Consider the following 17,913-nt stretch of genomic DNA (forward strand, 5'->3'; position numbering starts at 1 on the left):
GTCACTCTACTCAAATGGTGGCTTTAAGGCAGAACAGCGTGGTTCCGGGCTCGTCCGCTCTCGGGTAGAAATCGAATTCCAGCGGGGCACAGGCATCGCGCGCCATGGTCAGGAAACCCAGGCCGGCGCCCTTGCTGTCGACGGGGGTTTCCGCGCGCAAGGTCACCTTGTAGGCCTGCTTGATCTCTTCCAGCGACATGTTGCGCAGGGGCTCCAGCTTTTCACGCAGGCGATCGACGTCGCTGGTGGCGATCGGGTTGGCGCAGAGCATCAGGTGGCGATCGCCGTCCGCACTGATGCATACCGCGCCCTGGCGCAGCGACGATTCGTCACCGGGGTCGGTGGGCAACGAGTCGGAGGAGTAGTGAATGATGTTTTGCGACAGCTCGACGAAAGACGAGAACAGCTTGCGTCGCGTCGGCCCATTGACCCCCGAGATTTCCAGCTGCAGCCGGACCACTTCGGCCATGGCGGTGATGATCGTGTGGGAGAAATACCCCATGTGATAGAAAATCACATTGCGCTGTTGGGCCAGGTCGAAGAAGTGGCAGTCGGAGTGGACAGCATTCGGATTAATCATGATCGTTTCCAAGACGCGCGCAGAAGAGGGTGAGATCGTCACGGCGGGTTTGCTCTCCCTGCCAATTGGCCAGCGTGCGTTGCAAGGCTTCGCAGATGACGGTCGCCGGCTGATTGCGATGTTCCAGTATCGTGTCGAAGGCCTTGCTCTTGCCGAAGGCGATGTTGCGCGGGCCGCCGATCTGGTCGGTCAGGCCGTCGGTCGCGATGAACACCAGGCTGGCCGGCGACAGTGCGATGCGGCTGACCGGCCACTGGTAGTCGATGGCGCTGTCCACGTAGCCGACACCCACGCGCTGCCCGGACAGGGTTTCCATCTGCCGGGCGTCGGGCGGCAAGACATGAAGGGCCATGCGCGCACCGGCAAAGCTCAGGGTCTGGCTGGCGTTGTCGAACCAGAGAAACGCGGCATCCAGGCCATCGTCGGACTCGGGGATCTGCGCGCCGCTCTGCACCTGTCCCAGCAGTTCCTTGACGCTTTTGTTCACCGCCGCTAACAGCACGCCCGGATCCCGTGGACCGAAGCGCACCAGGGCCTGGGTCAGCGAGGAGGAGGCGATCAGGGTCATGAAGGCACCGGGAACGCCGTGGCCGGTGCAGTCGGCAATTGCCCCGAACCAGCCGTCGGGATAGGCGCAGAAATGATAGAAGTCGCCACCGACCACATCCCGCGGTTCCCACAACAGGACGGCGTCTTCCAGGGTCGACTTCAAGGTATCGCGCGAGGCTCGCAGCATGGAGCGCTGGATAACGCTCGCGTACTCGATGCTCTGCATGATCTGGCGGTTTTTCTCGGCCTGCATGGCGGCGACCACGGCCATCAGTTGCAGGCCGTTGCCCAGCCCGGCGAACTGGCCGTTGCGGGTAATGATGAAACCGTCCGCGAGGGTCTTTTCGCCGGATTCCACGGTCTTGAAGGTCAATTCTTCAATGCTCATGCCGGCATCGACGATCAACGGTTCCTTGTCCATGAAGGCAATGCAGCTTTTTTTGTCGTAGAGCTCGCGGTGAAACGGCTTGCTCATCATCGACAGGAAGATATTGCGATTGATCAGGCCGATGGGCCGCTCATCTTCCAGCACCGCCAGGCAGACCATCTCCTTCTGTGAGCTGAAAGTCTCCATGACCAGGGCATTGCTGCTGCTCCAGTCGATCGCTGGCACTTCCGTGCACAGATCGCCGGCACAGCGGTGATCCTTGGGCCGTTGTGGACGCATGAAGGAGAAGGTTTCTGCGCGCATGCTGGGGTCGCCGGGCAAAGTGAAGGCACAATGCTATCCCCGCAATATGAACCTTATGTTACGAATCTTCGCTGGGTCGCCGAGCGGCGACGGGGGGTCGTATACCGCCCTTCGTGTATCAGAGTGTGTACGAACTCGGGGCTGATACATCCCGCGACCTCCTGCCCGGTTCCGGGACACAGAAGGGATACACGCTCGCGATTAACTTTGCTGGTCGAACAACGCAGCCCAAGACGCTGCTGATTCGCTCAATCCATTGTTGATCGGGAGATATCCATGAAGAGCAGATACGCGGCCCTCGCAGCCACCCTCGCCATTTCACTCAGCGCGTTTGCCGTCGGTGCCCAGGCCGCCGATGGACAGACTCCCCAGGAAAAATGCTACGGCGTGTCCAAGGCCGGTCAGAACGATTGCGCCGCCGGCAAAGGCACTTCCTGCGCGGGCACCGCCACCGCCGACTACCAGGGCAATGCCTGGGTCCTGGTGGACAAGGGCACCTGCACCCAGATCAAGACGCCCAAGGGCTTCGGGTCCCTGACGGAGCAGCCATGAGCCGCGGCGCCGGGGCAGTGAGTGCCGGCCTCGGCCGGTTGTTGCCCGAGTCCCTGTTGCTGCTGGTAGCCCGTGTCGGGATCGCCTCGGTGTTCTTCCTGTCGGGACGCACCAAGGTCGAAGGCCTGTTGACGCTGAAACCTTCGACCTACGTGCTGTTCCGCTCGGAGTACGCGCTGCCGCTGATTCCGGCGGACCTGGCGGCCCACCTGGCGACCTATGCCGAGCACCTGTTCCCGGTCCTGCTGGTGCTGGGCTTGCTGACCCGGCCCGCGGCCCTGGCCTTGCTGGGCATGACCGCGGTGATCGAGGTGTTCGTGTACCCCGATGCATGGCCGACGCACCTGAGCTGGGCGGGTCTGCTGCTGCCGCTGATCGCCCATGGCGGCGGGAACTGGTCGCTGGATGCGCTGCTGCGCCGCCGACCGGCCTGACACCGCCCTCTCGGAACATGACTTTCAACCACAACATCAGGCCGAAGGCTTGAGGAGAAGCACCATGCGTAAGTTACCCATCCTGGCCCTCAGTGCCCTGGCCATGAGCGCGCCACTGTTTGCCAGTGCGGCCGATCCGGTTCCGCCGACAGGTGCCAAGAACATCGTCATCGTGCACGGCTCGTTCGTCGACGGCTCGGGCTGGCGGGTGGTCCACGACATCCTGATCCACAAGGGCTACCACGTCAGCGTCGTGCATCAGCCGGCCACCAGCCTGGACGCCGATGTGGCCGCTACTCGGGAAATCCTCGACCAGCAGGTCGGCCCGGTGGTGCTGGTCGGCCACAGTTCCGGCGGTGCGGTGATCGGTATCGCTGGCGAGCGGGACAAGGTCAAGGCACTGGTCTACGTCGCCGCGCTGCAACCGGAAGTCGGCGAGACCCTGGGCCAGTTGCTGAGTTCGATGCCGTCACCGAGCAACGACATCCATGGCACCCGCGACGGTCTGCTGTTCGTCGACCGCGCCAAGTTCGGCGAAGACTTCGCCGCCGACCAGACCACCAACCGCACCGACTTCCTGGCCGCTTCGCAGGTCCCGGCGACCACCGCCACTTTCGGGGCGCAGAACTGGGCCGCCGCCTGGCACAAGAAGCCGAGCTACGGGATTGTCGCCACCGAAGACAAGGCCCTGAACCCGGACCTGCAGCGCTGGATGTACAAGCGTGCCGGCTCCAAGGTCACCGAGATCAAGGCCAGCCACACCCTGTACATCTCGCAGCCAGAAGCGGTGGCGAAAGTCATCGAAGAAGCCGCGCTGAACGCCAAGTAAACCCCCAACCCGACCTGTTGCAACCCTTATCTATCTGGAGAAACACCATGGCTACCACCGCTTCCCGCTTGAGCATCGCTACCGCCGCCGCGCTGATCGCACTGTCTTGCGCTTCTTTCACCGTCTCCGCCAGCGCCGCCGACAAGGAGCAGCCGGGCCGCTGCTACGGCGTCAACAGCTGCAAGGGCGAAAGCCTCTGCGCCACCGCCAAGAATGACTGCAAGGGCCTGAACAGTTGCAAGGGGCAGGGCGTCGTGGTCAAGACCCCAAGCGAGTGCCTGAAGGCCGGCGGCACCCTGACCGAGCCCAAGTAAGCCTGAATCCATGACCCCGTGGGAGCCGGCTTGCTGGCGAGGGTATCGACGCCTTGTGTCTGCCAGACCGTGTCGTCTGTATCGCCAGCAAGCCGGTTCCCACAGGGGCGTGGTGTTCTTCGGTCGGTCTTCCCTTTCTCTCAAGCCGAGCACGCGCAATGTCCATCTCCATTCCTGTTTTTCCGGGCTACGGCCTGGGTCTGCGCAAGGAACACTATCGGGATTTCCTGGAGACCGAGGTCCCTGTCGATTTCGTCGAGGTCATCTCCGAGAACTTCATGGTCGCGGGCGGCCAGCCCCGGCATATCCTGCGCCAGATCCGCGAGCGGCATCCGGTGGCGTTGCATGGCGTGTCGATGTCCATCGGCTCGGCGGACGGGCTCAACCCCGACTACCTGCGCCGCCTCAAGGCGCTGGTCGACGAGATCGATCCGCTGTTCGTTTCCGATCACCTGAGCTGGTCGCGCATCGACCGGTTCAACTCCCATGACCTGCTGCCGGTGCCCTATACCGAAGAGGCCCTGGACAGCGTCTGCCGCAATATTTCCATGGCCCAGGATTTCCTTGGCCGGGCGATGCTGTTCGAGAACCCGTCGAGCTACCTGGCCTTCGACGGTGCGACGATGACCGAATGGGAGTTCATCGCGCGGATGTCGGAGCGCACCGGCTGCGGGCTGTTGCTCGACGTCAACAATATCTTCGTCAGTGCGACCAACCACGGTTTCGACGCATTGGCCTTTCTCGACGGCCTGCCGGCTGATCGCGTGCGACAGATCCACCTAGCCGGACACAGCCAGGGGGCCGAGTTGCTGATCGACACCCACGACAGTCCGGTCTGCCAGGAGGTCTGGGCACTCTACGCCCTGGCGGTTTCACGCTTCGGCCCGGTCGCCACCATGATCGAGCGGGACGACCGGATCCCGCCGCTGGCCGACCTGCTCAAGGAGCTGGACATGGCCCGTGCCCTCGGCTCGCTGGACACCCGCGGCTGCTCAAGGAGGGCGTCATGAACCTGGCCGAGTTGCAACGCGAGTTCCATCACTGGCTGGTCAGCGCGGACGAGAGTGTCGCGCGACGCCTCGGCAGCAACGTGGCCGCGGGCCTGGCGGTGTACCAGAACAACTATCGTGCGCAATTGGTGGGTTGCCTGGAACAGGCGTTTACGCAATTGCGCCGCTGGCTCGGCGACGAGGCGTTCCTCGCCGCAGCGGTCAGTCATATCGACCGGCAACCGCCCCACGCCTGGACCCTGGATGCCTATCCCGAGGGTTTTCACGCCAGCCTGGTGGAGCTGTTCCCGAACAACCCGGATGTCCAGGAGCTGGCCTGGATCGAGGCGGCACTCAATGACGCGTTTGTCGCCGCGGATGCCGAGGCCCTGTCACTGGAGGCCCTGGCGACGATCGACTGGGATTCGGCGCGGCTGCGCCTGGCGCCGTCCTTGCGCAGCCATGCCCTGACCACCAACGCCGAGGCGATCTGGTCCGCGTTGTGTGACGAGGCGACACCACCGGAAAGCGAGATGCTCGCCGAACCGGGCGGGGTGATCGTCTGGCGTCGGCAATTCACCTCGCGGCTGCGTCCGCTGGAGCAACTGGAATACGAAGCCTTGCTGCACCTGCAGGCCAACGGCAGTTTCGCCGCCCTGTGCGAGTGGCTGGTCGAGCGCCTCGGTGAAACCGAGGGCGTTGCCCGGGCCGGTGCGCTGCTGGCCGGCTGGCTCGCCAGCGAACTGATCGTCGATATCACCTGATTCCTGTCCCCCTGATCCGAGGAACCCCATCATGTCCGAGTACCCGTTCAATCGTCGTCGTTTCCTGCTGTCCGCCGCTGCCGGAGCGGCGGCCATCGGCCTGGCGGATATGACCCCGGCACTGGCGTCGGCGAGCCAGGGCACGGCGCCTTACCAGCATCGGTCGAGCAAGCCGCTGACGCGTTTTCCGATTCGCCAGGTCAGTACCGACCTGCTGGATATCGGCTACCACGAGACCGGCCCGGAGAACGGTCGGCCGGTGATCCTGCTGCATGGTTATCCCTACGACATCCACAGTTATGTCGAGGTCGCGCCACTGCTCGCGGCCCAGGGGTTTCGAGTGGTCGTGCCGCACCTGCGCGGGCACGGCAGCACCCGTTTCCTCGACAGTGCCACGCCACGTTCGGGCCAGCAGGCGGCGCTCGGCCAGGATGTACTGGACCTGATGAATGCGCTGCATATCCCCGAGGCGGTGCTCGCCGGCTACGACTGGGGCGGTCGTGCGGCCTGTGTCGCGGCGGCCTTGCGTCCGAGTCGCGTGGTCGGCCTGGTCTCGGTCAACAGCTACCTGATCCAGGACATCGCCAAGGCTGCCAGCCCGCTGCCGGCGCATGTCGAATGGGGACTCTGGTACCAGCATTACTTCCAGACCGAGCGCGGTCGCGCGGGGCTCGAGGCGAACCGTCGCGATATCGCGCGGATCCTCTGGCGCAACAACTCGCCGACCTGGCACTTCGATGACCGCACCTTCGACCGCGCGGCCGAGGCCTTTGACAACCCCGACTATGTCGACGTAGTCATCCATTCCTATCGCCATCGCATGGGGCTGGCGGCGGGTTATCCGGATTACGCCGAGGCCGAGCAGAAGCTCGCGCTGTTGCCGGCGATCAGCGTGCCGACCATCACCCTCGACGGTGTCGCCGATGGCGTGATCGCGGCCACCGACGGCAAGGCCTCGGCGCCGCGTTTCAGCGGTCCGCGCAGTCATCGGCAGGTTCCCGGCGTGGGTCACAACCTGCCCCAGGAAGCCCCCAAGGTGTTTGCCGACGCCGTGACCGAACTGGTGCGCGGCGGCAAATGGCGAACCTGATCGGCTGCCCCGGCGCAGCCTGTTGTCCCACCCCTGGTTGATCCCTCCGTATCCGTGGAGGCAAGGAGATAGAACATGAACAACACCCTCTCTGAAGCAAGCGCCGCACCGACGCCGGTAGACCGTTTGCGTGTCGACAGTTACACCCAGGGCCTGATCGGCCCGAGCCAGGCCATGCTCGGCCCGCTGGCCGATGGCGGCACCCTGATTACCGGCACGCCGCCGGGCTGCTGGGGGCCGATGATCACGCCGGCCTTCCAGGGTGGCCATGAAGTGACGCAGCCAGTGGCGATTGCCGGCGCCGAAGTGGGCGATGCCGTCGCCCTGAAGATCCGCCGCATGCGAGTCACTTCCCTGGCGACGTCCTCGGGCGTGATGAGCTTTGTCGAAGGGCGTTATCACGGCGATCCGTTTGTCGCCAAGTTCTGCGCGGCCTGCGGTACCGAACATCCGGCCAGCCATGTCGAGGGCATCGGCGAGGACGCGATCCGTTGCAACAACTGCGGTGCGGAAGTCAGCGCGTTTCGTTTCAGCCATGGCTACGTGATCGTGCTGGATGCCGAGAACCAGGTCAGTCTCACCGTCAACCAGGCGGTCGCCGACCGGCTGGCGGGCAATGCCGCGCAGATGTCGGCGTTGCCGGACATGGCTGCACAGCATTCGATCCTGTCACTGGCCCGTGCCGACATTCCGGGACTGGCGGCACACATGCGGCCGTTTCTCGGCAACATCGGCACCACACCGTCGCGGGACCTGCCGGACTCGCACAACTGCGCGGATTTCGGCCAGTACCTCGTGGGCGCGCCCCATCGTTATGGCATGACCCATGAGCAACTGCACGAAGCCAAGACCGACGGCCACATGGACACCAACTCGGTCCGCGAAGGCTGCGTGCTGATCTGCCCGGTGAAAGTGCCGGGGGCCGGCGTGTACATGGGGGATATGCATGCGCAGCAGGGCAATGGCGAAATCGCCGGGCATGCCACCGACGTCTCCGGCGAAACCGAACTGACGGTAGAGGTGATCAAGGGGCTGGCGATCGATGGCCCGATCCTGTTGCAGAATCTCGATGACCTGCCGCCCATGGCCCGGCCGATGAACGCCGAACAGCGCCAGAAGGTCCGTGAGCTGGGGGCCCTGTGGGGCCAGCACGAGGTCGAGGAGAGCGGCCCGATCACCTTTATCGGCAGTGGCGTGAACCTCAATGTGGCGACGGAGAACGGTTTGCGTCGTGCCGCCGCGGCCACCGGCCTGCCTTACGATGAAGTGCTCAATCGTGCCACGCTCAACGGTTCCATCGACATCAGCCGCTTGCCCGGTACCGTACGGGTGACCTTCCTGTGTCCGTTGCCGGTGCTGGACCGGATGGGCATCGGCCATCTGGTGCGGGAAAAGTATCAGTTGGCCTAGACCTCCATCACGCAGTGCTCCCTGCAAGTCTGGATAGACGTCTGTATCCCCGGCCCCGATCAGGCTCTTCGATCGGGGCCGTTTTTTTCGCCTGCTCAATGCCGCTGACCCACAGGCAGGGACGGGTAGGCGCCGTTGTGCCGGAGCAGAGTCATGGCCGCTCCACGCCGATAGTCGCTGGGCGTCTGGTTCATCTCGAAGCGAAAGTGCCGGTTGAAGTTGGACAGGTTGCCGTAACCGACTTCGAAGCAGATATCGGCCACCGACATCTCGCTCTGCAGTAACAACCGACAGGCACGTTGCACCCGCAACTTGCGCATCAGGTCGATGAAGCCGTGCCCGGTGATGCGCTTGAAGAAGCGGGAAAAGCCCGGCTCGCTCATCCCCAGGCGCTGGGCGATGACCGACAGCCGCAGGTCGCCGGTCAGTTCCGTCAGCAGGTAGTCGAAGGCCTTGTGAATCCGTTCGGAGCTGCGTGCATCCAGGCTCGGGGCATAACAGACGCTGGCCAGCAGATGCACCTCCGGCTCCGGAGCCTGCACCAGGGTATTGATCAGTTGCAGGAACAGGATCAGGCGCTCCAGGCCCTCGGCGCGGCCAATCTGCTCCATCAGCCGGGCAGCCTGCAACGCGGTCGCGCCAGTGAACTCCAGGCCGCGCCGGGCGCGTTCGAACAGGCTCTGCAGGCTCCCCAGTTCCGGTAGCGTGGCACGCAGGGCGAGCAGGGCGGCGCCGTCGAATTGCAGGACGACATCGCGGCCCACCAGGTACTCGCCGGGCGTCAGGTCGCCGATCCAGTCATGGGGCAGGTCGGGACCGATCAGCGCGACATGGCCGGGACCGAACGCACCGATGTAGTCGCCCGCCACCAGCTTGCCGCTGCCATGGCGGATCAGGTGCAGCTCGAATTCGGGATGATGGTTCCAGCGGGCGAGCGGCGAAGGATAGTCGTGTTCATGCCAGCGAAAGCCGTGGTCGGGTTGCGGCAGGATCACTTCCAGCTCGGCCGGTCGTTGCTCGAACAGGGCTGTTCGACTGTCAGCCATGGCTTGTGCCTCTTGTTGTTATGCAGCTCATTGTCGTGCAGCCCTTGACCATACGCCGTCTCCACCCGGGTTCGCTAGCGCCTGTCCTGCCCACGACCGGTACTTTTTTGATCGCCGGGGGCTTCACCGTGGCCGGTTAAAAAAGTATCGGAAGGGCATCCCCGATTCGTTTGTCCGTCCCGGTGGAAGTTGCTGTAATCGAAGCGTCCGCCACCGCTGGCCAGCGTTCGTCCGGCCGTGGTCAACAACAAAAATAACAGTGCCTGGCGCCCAGGCCGGAGAACACGATGAAGTTGATTGCCACCGCGCTTGCCCTGTCCGCTGGCCTCTCGGCCGCCTGGGCCTGCCAGGCCGCCGAGACCGTGACCATCGCCACCGTCAACAACGGTGACATGATCCGCATGCAACGCCTGTCCAGGGTATTCGAGCAACAGCACCCCGAGGTGAAGCTGAACTGGGTGGTGCTGGAAGAAAACGTCCTGCGCCAGCGCCTGACCACCGATATCGCCACCCAGGGCGGCCAGTTCGACGTCTTGACCATCGGCACCTACGAAACACCGCTGTGGGGGGCCAAGCACTGGCTGGAGCCGATGACCGGGTTGCCCGCCGATTATGATGTCGAGGACATTTTCCCCTCGGTGCGCCAGGGCCTGTCGGTCGGCGGTACGCTGTATGCCTTGCCGTTCTATGGCGAAAGTACGGTCACCTATTACCGCACCGACCTGTTCAGGCAGGCCGGGTTGAGCATGCCCGAGCATCCGACCTGGACCCAGCTCGGCGAATTCGCCGCCAGGCTCAATCAGCCGGACAAGGAGCAATACGGCATGTGCCTGCGGGGCAAGGCCGGCTGGGGCGAGAACATGGCGCTGCTGAGCACCATGGCCAATGCCTTTGGTGCGCGCTGGTTCAACGAACAGTGGCAGCCGCAGTTGACCAGCCCGGAATGGACCGCCGCCGCCGATTTCTACGTCAATACCCTGAAAAAATACGGTCCGCCCGGCGTATCGAGCAATGGCTTCAACGAAACCCTGGCGCTGTTCAACAGCGGTAAGTGTGCGCTGTGGGTCGATGCCAGCGTCGCCGGTTCCTTCACCACCGACAAGGCGCAGAGCAAGGTGGCCGACGACGTCGGCTTTGTCGCGGCGCCGACGCAGGCGACCGACAAGGGCTCCTCATGGCTGTACGCCTGGTCGCTGGCGATACCCACCACCTCGCGGCACAAGGAGGCGGCCAAGGCCTTCGTGGCGTGGGCGACCTCCAGGCAATATATCCAGCTGGTCACCGACACCGATGGCATCACCAACGTACCACCGGGCACCCGCCTGTCCACCTACAGCGACGCCTACCTGAAGGCCGCGCCGTTCGCCAGGGTGACCCTGCAGATGATGCAGCACGCCGACCCGACGCACCCCTCGGCGCAGTTGGTGCCGTATGTGGGGATCCAGTACGTGACCATTCCCGAGTTCCAGGCCATCGGCACTTCGGTCGGCAAGTCGTTCTCGGCGGCGCTGACCGGGCAGGTGACGGTCGAGCAGGCCCTGGCCGAAGCCCAGGCCAATACCGAGCGTGAAATGAAACGTGCGGGTTACCCGAAAAAGGGCTGATCGCCGGCGCCCGTCGCCGGGCGCATTCCCCCAATCTGACGCAATGGATGAACCCTCAATGAAACGACTGGAAGGCAAGAGTGCCCTGGTGACCGGTGCTGCCCGTGGTATCGGGCGAGCGTTCGCCCAGGCCTACATCGGCGAAGGCGCCACCGTGGCGATCGCCGACATCGACCTGGCGCGTGCCCGGGCCACGGCCACCGAACTGGGACCGAACGCTTATGCGGTGAAGATGGACGTGACCGACCAGGGCTCCATCGACGCGGCCATCGCCACGGTGGTCGGGCATGCCGGCAAGCTGGACATCCTGATCAACAATGCCGCGCTGTTCGACCTGGCGCCGATTACCGAGATCACCCGCGACAGTTATGACCGGTTGTTCTCGATCAATGTCGCCGGGACCCTGTTCACCCTGCAGGCGGCTGCCCGGCAGATGATCAGCCAGGGCCACGGCGGCAAGATCATCAACATGGCCAGCCAGGCCGGACGGCGCGGCGAAGCGCTGGTGGCGGTGTATTGCGCCACCAAGGCGGCGGTGATCAGCCTGACGCAATCGGCGGGCCTGAACCTGATCGGCCATCGCATCAACGTCAATGCCATCGCGCCTGGCGTCGTCGACGGCGAGCACTGGGACGGTGTCGATGCCCTGTTCGCCAGGCATGAGGGGCGGCCGCTGGGGGAAAAGAAACGACTGGTGGGACAGGAAGTGCCCTATGGCCGCATGGGCACCGCCGAGGACCTGACCGGCATGGCGATCTTCCTGGCCAGTGCCGAGAGCGACTTCGTCGTGGCGCAAACCTATAACGTCGACGGCGGCAACTGGATGAGCTAGCAGCGATCATGAAAACTCGCTGATCGGCGTACAAGGGACTTGGCTCGGCCCGAGGCACGGTGCTACAAGAATCGCTGAAAACGTTATTCCTTTCAGAGGTCGATATGAAGCGCTGGATCGTCAATAACCGCGGGCTGCTGATCTTTCTCCTGTGCTTCGGCATCTTTCGGACTTCCATGGCGGACTGGAACCCGATTCCGTCGGGTTCGATGCGACCGACCCTGCTTGAAGGCGATGTGGTGCTGGTCAACCGGCTGGCCTATGACTTCAAGCTGCCGCTGAGCGATATCTCCCTCGCGGCCCTGGGTACTCCCCGGCGCGGCGATGTGGTGACTTTCACCTCGCCCAAGGACGGCGTGCGGCTGATCAAGCGGCTGGTCGGGGTGCCGGGCGACGTGCTGGAAATGCGCAACGAGGTGCTGTTCGTCAACGGTGTGGCGGCCCACTACAGCGATGCGCGCGATATCGCCGAGCCGGGTGCCCACGACACGAGCATTCCCGGCGTGTCCGTCACCGAGGCGGCGGACAGCAGCGTGCGCCGGGTCCAGTTCCTGCGCGGCGTTGCCGCCGCGCGGGATTTCGGGCCGATCACCGTGCCGGCGGACAGCTACTTCATGCTGGGCGACAACCGCGACAACAGTGCCGACTCGCGTTATATCGGTTTCGTGCCACGCCACCTGCTGATCGGCCGGGCCCATCACATCGTGGTTTCGGCCGATATCCTCGGGCACTGGATGCCGCGCCTGGATCGCACCGGCAAGCGTATTCTCTGAGGCAGGACAGGCTTCAGGGCAGCGTCGCCTTGAAGCTGGGCAGGGCCTGCACCTGTTGCCACCACTGGGCAAAACCCTCGACGTCGAATACCTGCGCGGCATCCGGGGTCAGGGCGATATAGGTGCAGAACGGCACCAGGTAGAAGTCGGCGAGCGAAACATTCGGCCCGGCGATAAAGCGGTCTTGCCCCTTGATCTTCATCAGCTCGCGCAGGACCCGGCGCGAGTTCTCTATGCCGTTGCGCCGGGATTCTTCGTTCTGCCCGCCGATAAAGTCGGGGAACAGGTGATAACCGGCCACCGACACCAGCGCACCGTAGCCATAGGAGTCGTAGATACCGATGGCCATGTTGGCACGGGCGCGGTCCCGGGCGGTTTCCGGTATCAGTGACGGTCCCGGCAGCACCTCGTTCAGATAGGCGGTGATGGCTCCGCTCTCGATCACCCGGAAACCGTCATGGTCGATCACCGGTACCTTGCCGAAGGGATGACGCAACAGGTGTTCGGGAGAGTGGGGTTCGCCCTGGAGGACATCGACCGGAACCTGTTCATAGTCCGCGCCTTTCTCGGCGAGAAGCATTCTGACGGTGCGCACGTAGGTGCTGCCGCTGTAGCCGTAAAGGGTGATGCTCATGATGATGACCTCCTGGGTGAACCCTGCACTGTGATGATCGGGCCACCCGGTGCGGGTGGCTTGGGACCGGCACAGTTCATCGCGTGGATGTATCCACGGTGTGTCCGCTGGCGGCGACAGCTTGAGTCAGTGTGTCCGGCGCAAGGCTGTACACACTGTGATACGTGGGGGGAGGTCGAAGCTTATTGATCGATGAAACGCCGGCGCCTGCCGATCTCCTGCACGGACTCGATCAGCGCATGGATGGCCGGGTCGGCGCGGTCGGAAAAGGCATGGAAACGTGCGTTCGCCAGCGCTGGAAGACCCTCGGCCGGGCCCAGCTCCCTGAGTCCGTCGCGCAACTGGCTGCGGGCAATCGGGGTTACGGCGAAGCCCGCCAGGGCCGCGGCAATGCAACCGGCCATGCTGCTGCTTTCAAACGCCAGGCGCCAGGGCGTTCCCGCCAGGGCCAGCGCCTGGATGGCGGCCTCCCGGTAGACGCAAGGTTCCGGAAAGACGGCCAGGGGCAAGGGGATCGCGGTATCCAGGGGGATTTTCGCGGCGTAGGCCCAGACCAGCGGTTCTTCCCATAGCAACTCGCCGCCTTCGTCCACCCGGCTGCACTGTTTGCCGAACACCACGTCGAGCTGGCCGAGTTGCCGCTGTTGCACCAGATCGGAAGTGATGCCGACCTTCAACTCGATGGAGGCCCGTGGATGGCTGCGGCTGAAAGACTGCAACACGGCGGCCAGCCAGGTGCCGGCAAAGTCTTCCGAGGAGCCGACGCGGATCCGCCCTTGAATATGGGTACCCCGCAGTTTTGCCCGGGCCTCGCGTTCCAGGCTGAGGATATTGCGGGCATAGGTGTAGAGGATCTCGCCCTCGGCGGTCAGGGACAGGCGGCGCGTAGTACGCGACAGCAGCTTCACCGCGACATCGTCTTCGAGGCGCTTGATATGCCCGCTCACCGCCGAGGGTGTCAGCGCCAGCAGGTCGGCGGCCGAGGCGAAGCTGTGGGTGTCGACCACCGTGAGAAACGTGCGCAGCAAGGCAATGTCGAGGGAGGCGGAAAGGGCGACGAGGGAGCGGTCCGTGTTCATCACTGATTCAACTTGAAAAATTGATAATAGGCCTTTACTCATCATGAATGATTCGTGGTGGCGACGGTAGTCTTTCTCCAGACAACCGCCAACTCCGCAGGAATCGCCATGAACTACTCATTTGTCACTACGCCATTGCTGGACATCGCCTACCTGGAGTGGAACCCCGCTGGAGCCCGGGTGGCCGTGCTGGTCCATGGCTGGCCGGACAGTCCCGAGACCTGGACACGCACTGCCGGCCATCTGGCCGAAGCCGGCTACCGGGTGCTGGCGCCGGCACTCCGGGGTTTTGCACCGACGCGTTTTCGCCATGACGATACGCCGCGCAGTGGCGCGCTGGCAGCGCTGGGCATGGACCTGCTGGATTTCATCGATGCCCTGGGGCTCGATCGTCCGGTACTGGTCGGGCATGACTGGGGCGCCAGGGCCGTGGCCAATGCCTGTGGACTCAGGCCCGGTGTGGCCGCGGGGCTGGTGATGCTGTCGGTCGGCTACGGCACCAACGATCCGAACCAGGTGATTTCCCTGCAGCAGGCGCGCAATTACTGGTACCACTGGTTCATAGCGACACCCCGCGGCCAGCAGGTCGTCGAGCACGAGCGCAATGTCTTCGCCCGCATGATGTGGGACACCTGGTCGCCCGCCGGCTGGTACACGGAGCAGGATTTCCAGACCGCCTGTCGCGCCTTCGCAGGGCCGGACTGGGCTGCGGTGGTATTGCATTCCTACCGGCATCGCTGGGGTTTCGTCGACGGTGACCCGGCCTCCCATGCCGAAGAAGCCAGGCTCAACCCGGCACCGGTATTGTCGGTGCCCACGCTGGTGCTGCACGGTGGCGCGGACAGTTGCAATCACCCGGACAGTTCCAAGGGACGCGAAGGCTACTTCTCGGCGCGCTACGAACGCGTGCTGATCGACGGAGCGGGGCACTTTCCCCAGCGTGAGGCACCGGAGATTGTCGCGTACGAGATCCTGAGGTTTCTCAGGGCCGGGACTCGGGAGCTGCCGGTTATAGAGGAGAGGCGCTGAGGAATTTTCATACGCGGAGTACGTCGATTAATTTTTGACGTCAAAATGCCATCATTTTTATCAAGATATTTCTAACCGGGTCGATACGCTGAAAAACCACACTGACCTGGAGGACATATCGTTCATGAAGCTTACAGTCAAAGGCAAATTGCTGTGTCTGGCTATCATCCCCTCGTTGTTGTTCGCATTGATTATCAGCGGCCTTGCGTCGTGGATGTTGCAGCGCACTGCCGACCAGCAAATGCTCGAAACCCGGGAGGGTTTGATCAAGCGCAATCGTGACGTGCTGAAGAACTATGTCGAGGTGGCCCTGACCACCATCAAGCCGCTGCACGATGCCTCGGCAAAGGGCGATATGGCGGCCCGTGACAAGGCCCTCGAATTGCTCAAACCGGTAAAGTTCGGGGAGGAAGGCTACTTCTTCGGTTACGACACCAAAGGCGTGCGCATCTTCCGTGGCGACAGCACCGCCGGGATCGGCAAGAGCTTCTGGGACACCAAGGATCCGGACGGTTCCTTCCACTACCAGACCTTTGTCGAAGTGGCTAAAAACGGCAAGCACTACGTCGATTACTTCGCGCCAAAACCAGGCCAGGAAAGTGTTCAGGTGCCCAAGCTTGGCTACACCATTTACCTGGAAAAATGGGACATGGTGCTCGGCAGCGCAATCAATATGGATGACATCGACGCCGCCATGGTGCTGGAGCAGGCAGCGGTAACCGAACGCACCCGCGCTCTGCTGGGCAGCATCTTCCTGGTGACCCTGGTGCTGTTGCTGGTAACCGCAACGGCCGGTATCTGGACCGCCAATGGTGTTGTCCGCCCGCTGCGTGTGCTCAAGACCAACCTGGATGACATTGCCGCCGGGGACGGTGACCTTACCCATCGCCTGGCGATCACCAGCAACGATGAGTTGGGTGATCTCGCCGCCTCGTTCAACCGGTTCGTCGACAAGATCCACACCATGGTCAGCCAGGTGGCGAAGATGACTACCGACCTCGACGGTCTGGTGCATCAGGCGACCCAGCAAACCTTGCGTTCTGAACAAGCGATGCAGCGCCAGCGCAACGAGACCGACCAGGTCGCCACCGCTATCCATGAAATGTCGGCGGCAGCCCAGGAAGTCGCGGTCAGTGCCCAGCGTGCTGCCCAGGCTGCGGCAGAGACCGACCAGCAAGGCCATGTCGCGCGCAAGGTAGTGGGCGACAACATCAAGGGAATGAGCGCACTGGTATCGGATATTCGCCTGAGCGGTACCAGCCTCGACAACCTGCAACAGGACGTGCGCTCCATTGTCTCGGTGCTCGATGTGATTCGCTCGATTGCCGACCAGACCAATTTGCTGGCGCTCAACGCCGCGATTGAAGCCGCGCGTGCTGGTGAAGCCGGTCGTGGTTTTGCGGTGGTCGCCGATGAAGTTCGCGCACTCGCCAGCCGCACGCAACAAAGCACTCAAGAGATCCAGGACATGATCACGCGCCTGGAAGCGGGTACCACTGCCTCGGTCGCCGCGATGCATCGTTCGACCGAAGCCGGCGAGGGTGCGAACCAGCAGACCAACGAAGTGGGGGTTTCGCTGGATTCGATCTCGGACCTGATCGGCACGATCAACGCGATGAACGCGCAGATTGCCAGTGCCGCCGAAGAGCAGACCTCGGTCGCCGAAGAGATCAACCGCAGCGTGCATCAGATTGCTGGCGCGGTGGAAAGCCTGGCCGATGAAACCGAGCAAAGCGCGCGCACCATGCGTGATGTGTCTTCGCTGGGTGCCAACCTGAACGGCCTGGTACGCCAATTCAAGATCTGAACAAGTGCGCCATTACCCTGAAACAGGTGGTGATAACCGTTTTAGCTACGGGTTATTTGTTAGCTTGATAATAATTAGGTAGCAATCAATTTGCCGTTTCCCACGGCAAATCATAAGAAAAACCCATGTACACCCGTGTTTAGACCCAGGAGTGAGTAACCGATGTCCGAGAACGATACCTCCCCAGGGCGTCGCGACTTTCTACGCAAGTCGTTGACGATGATCCCTGTTGTCACACTGGCCAGTACCGGCCTTTCCACTGGCGCCTTCGCGCAGACCCCGGCAAGCGACAGCCAGACCGGTACGCCGGTACCAGCCAAGGTCGCTGACTACAAACCGACGTTCTTCACCCCGCAGGAGTGGGCCTTCCTGATTGCAGCCTGCGACCGCCTGATTCCGTCCGATCAGGTTGGCCCTGGTGCCGTCGAACTCGGCGTACCGGAGTTTCTCGACCGGCACATGCAGACGCCCTATGCCAATGGCGGCATCTGGTACATGCAGGGGCCATTCATCGAAGCGGCGCCGGAGTTTGGCTACCAGGGCCGCCTCACGTTGCGCGAAACCCTGCGGGTCGGGATCAAGGCCATTGACGCCAGTTGCCAGAAAAACTTCGCCGGCAAAGCCTTCGCCCAGCTCTCGACCGCCCAGCAGGAAGACCTGTTGAAAAACGCCGAGAGCGGCAAGCTGGCGCTGGAAGACATTTCCTCGAAGCTGTTTTTCAGCAACCTGCTCAACGAAGTGCGCAACGGCTATTTCGCCGACCCGTCCCACGGCGGCAATAAAAACATGGGGGCGTGGAAGATGATCGGTTATCCCGGCATGCGTGCCGATTACATGGACTGGGTAACGGTGCGTGACAAGCCGTACCCGTTGCCGCCGGTTGATCTGGCCGGGCGAAGGGGTTGAG

At 63.2% G+C, this 17,913-nt stretch carries 18 protein-coding genes and 2 pseudogenes; 15 read left to right on the forward strand and 5 right to left on the reverse strand.

All coding sequences use genetic code 11. The annotated features are described in order from the left end of the window. Positions 1-10: 10 nt before the first annotated feature. Both ACL9RJ_RS18255 and ACL9RJ_RS18260 read right to left on the reverse strand, forming a co-directional pair. Complete coding sequence (locus ACL9RJ_RS18255) at positions 11-580, reverse strand: SiaB family protein kinase (RefSeq protein WP_017129481.1); 570 nt, start codon at positions 578-580, stop codon at positions 11-13. After that, on the reverse strand, positions 573-1,796 hold the full coding sequence (locus ACL9RJ_RS18260) for a SpoIIE family protein phosphatase (protein ID WP_042937205.1): 1,224 nt from the start codon (positions 1,794-1,796) through the stop codon (positions 573-575). Before ACL9RJ_RS18260 ends, ACL9RJ_RS18255 begins: the two co-directional genes overlap by 8 nt. 300 nt (positions 1,797-2,096) lie before the next feature. On the opposite strand from ACL9RJ_RS18260, the gene ACL9RJ_RS18265 reads away from it, so the two are divergent. The 8 genes from ACL9RJ_RS18265 (at position 2,097) to ACL9RJ_RS18300 (ending at position 8,202) form a co-directional block, all read left to right on the forward strand. Further along, positions 2,097-2,372, forward strand: coding sequence for a DUF2282 domain-containing protein (locus ACL9RJ_RS18265; protein ID WP_017129478.1), 276 nt, complete (start codon positions 2,097-2,099; stop codon positions 2,370-2,372). Next, positions 2,369-2,806 (forward strand): DoxX family protein, encoded by a 438-nt coding sequence (locus ACL9RJ_RS18270; RefSeq protein ID WP_017129477.1) that lies wholly within the window; start codon positions 2,369-2,371, stop codon positions 2,804-2,806. The genes ACL9RJ_RS18265 and ACL9RJ_RS18270 overlap by 4 nt, the downstream gene beginning before the upstream one ends. 64 nt (positions 2,807-2,870) lie before the next feature. Continuing rightward, positions 2,871-3,635: an alpha/beta fold hydrolase gene (locus tag ACL9RJ_RS18275; protein ID WP_103033063.1), complete on the forward strand. Its 765-nt coding sequence runs from the start codon at positions 2,871-2,873 to the stop codon at positions 3,633-3,635. A gap of 47 nt (positions 3,636-3,682) precedes the next feature. Further along, complete coding sequence (locus ACL9RJ_RS18280; protein ID WP_017129476.1) at positions 3,683-3,949, forward strand: hypothetical protein; 267 nt, start codon at positions 3,683-3,685, stop codon at positions 3,947-3,949. 158 nt (positions 3,950-4,107) lie between these two features. After that, entirely contained in the window at positions 4,108-4,959 is an 852-nt protein-coding gene (locus ACL9RJ_RS18285; RefSeq protein WP_422765525.1) for a DUF692 domain-containing protein, read from the forward strand. Continuing rightward, positions 4,956-5,702 (forward strand): putative DNA-binding domain-containing protein, encoded by a 747-nt coding sequence (locus ACL9RJ_RS18290; RefSeq protein ID WP_422765526.1) that lies wholly within the window; start codon positions 4,956-4,958, stop codon positions 5,700-5,702. The genes ACL9RJ_RS18285 and ACL9RJ_RS18290 overlap by 4 nt, the downstream gene beginning before the upstream one ends. Before the next feature lie 31 nt (positions 5,703-5,733). Beyond that, positions 5,734-6,792 carry an alpha/beta fold hydrolase gene (locus ACL9RJ_RS18295; RefSeq protein WP_422765527.1) on the forward strand — a complete coding sequence of 353 codons (1,059 nt, stop codon included), beginning with the start codon at positions 5,734-5,736 and terminating at the stop codon, positions 6,790-6,792. A gap of 75 nt (positions 6,793-6,867) precedes the next feature. After that, positions 6,868-8,202 (forward strand): acetamidase/formamidase family protein, encoded by a 1,335-nt coding sequence (locus ACL9RJ_RS18300; RefSeq protein ID WP_017129472.1) that lies wholly within the window; start codon positions 6,868-6,870, stop codon positions 8,200-8,202. A gap of 95 nt (positions 8,203-8,297) precedes the next feature. Here the strand turns inward: ACL9RJ_RS18300 and ACL9RJ_RS18305 are convergent, their stop codons facing one another. Further along, entirely contained in the window at positions 8,298-9,248 is a 951-nt protein-coding gene (locus tag ACL9RJ_RS18305; RefSeq protein WP_017129471.1) for a helix-turn-helix domain-containing protein, read from the reverse strand. A 287-nt stretch (positions 9,249-9,535) separates the two neighbouring features. Between ACL9RJ_RS18305 and ACL9RJ_RS18310 the strand changes: the two genes are divergently transcribed. The 3 genes from ACL9RJ_RS18310 to lepB all read left to right on the forward strand — a co-directional run bounded on the left by ACL9RJ_RS18310 (position 9,536) and on the right by lepB (position 12,457). Continuing rightward, positions 9,536-10,852, forward strand: coding sequence for an ABC transporter substrate-binding protein (locus ACL9RJ_RS18310; protein ID WP_422765528.1), 1,317 nt, complete (start codon positions 9,536-9,538; stop codon positions 10,850-10,852). 58 nt (positions 10,853-10,910) lie between these two features. Next, positions 10,911-11,684, forward strand: a complete 774-nt coding sequence (locus ACL9RJ_RS18315; RefSeq protein ID WP_017129469.1) for an L-iditol 2-dehydrogenase — start codon at positions 10,911-10,913, stop codon at positions 11,682-11,684. A gap of 104 nt (positions 11,685-11,788) precedes the next feature. Further along, entirely contained in the window at positions 11,789-12,457 is a 669-nt protein-coding gene (lepB, locus tag ACL9RJ_RS18320) for a signal peptidase I (RefSeq protein ID WP_017129468.1), read from the forward strand. 13 nt (positions 12,458-12,470) lie between these two features. Here lepB and ACL9RJ_RS18325 read toward each other — a convergent pair whose 3' ends face one another. Beyond that, the gene (locus ACL9RJ_RS18325; RefSeq protein WP_017129467.1) at positions 12,471-13,091 is read right to left on the reverse strand and encodes a glutathione S-transferase family protein; all 621 of its coding nucleotides are present in this window, start codon (positions 13,089-13,091) and stop codon (positions 12,471-12,473) included. 182 nt (positions 13,092-13,273) lie between these two features. Then, positions 13,274-14,170 carry a LysR substrate-binding domain-containing protein gene (locus ACL9RJ_RS18330; protein ID WP_422765530.1) on the reverse strand — a complete coding sequence of 299 codons (897 nt, stop codon included), beginning with the start codon at positions 14,168-14,170 and terminating at the stop codon, positions 13,274-13,276. A 108-nt stretch (positions 14,171-14,278) separates the two neighbouring features. Between ACL9RJ_RS18330 and ACL9RJ_RS18335 the strand changes: the two genes are divergently transcribed. The 4 genes and pseudogenes from ACL9RJ_RS18335 (at position 14,279) to ACL9RJ_RS18350 (ending at position 17,912) form a co-directional block, all read left to right on the forward strand. Continuing rightward, on the forward strand, positions 14,279-15,199 hold the full coding sequence (locus ACL9RJ_RS18335) for an alpha/beta fold hydrolase (RefSeq protein WP_422765531.1): 921 nt from the start codon (positions 14,279-14,281) through the stop codon (positions 15,197-15,199). Between the two features lie 241 nt (positions 15,200-15,440). Next, positions 15,441-16,148: pseudogene (locus ACL9RJ_RS18340) on the forward strand (cache domain-containing protein); the annotation flags it as partial. A gap of 369 nt (positions 16,149-16,517) precedes the next feature. After that, positions 16,518-17,006, forward strand: a pseudogene (locus ACL9RJ_RS18345) (methyl-accepting chemotaxis protein); the annotation flags it as partial. Between the two features lie 162 nt (positions 17,007-17,168). Then, a complete protein-coding gene (locus tag ACL9RJ_RS18350) occupies positions 17,169-17,912 on the forward strand; it encodes a gluconate 2-dehydrogenase subunit 3 family protein (protein ID WP_017129463.1) in 744 nt (247 codons plus the stop codon). The last annotated feature ends 1 nt before the right edge of the window (position 17,913 follow it).

The sequence above is a fragment of the Pseudomonas sp. Mn2068 genome, assembly GCF_049319725.1.
Classification (GTDB): domain Bacteria; phylum Pseudomonadota; class Gammaproteobacteria; order Pseudomonadales; family Pseudomonadaceae; genus Aquipseudomonas; species Aquipseudomonas gingeri.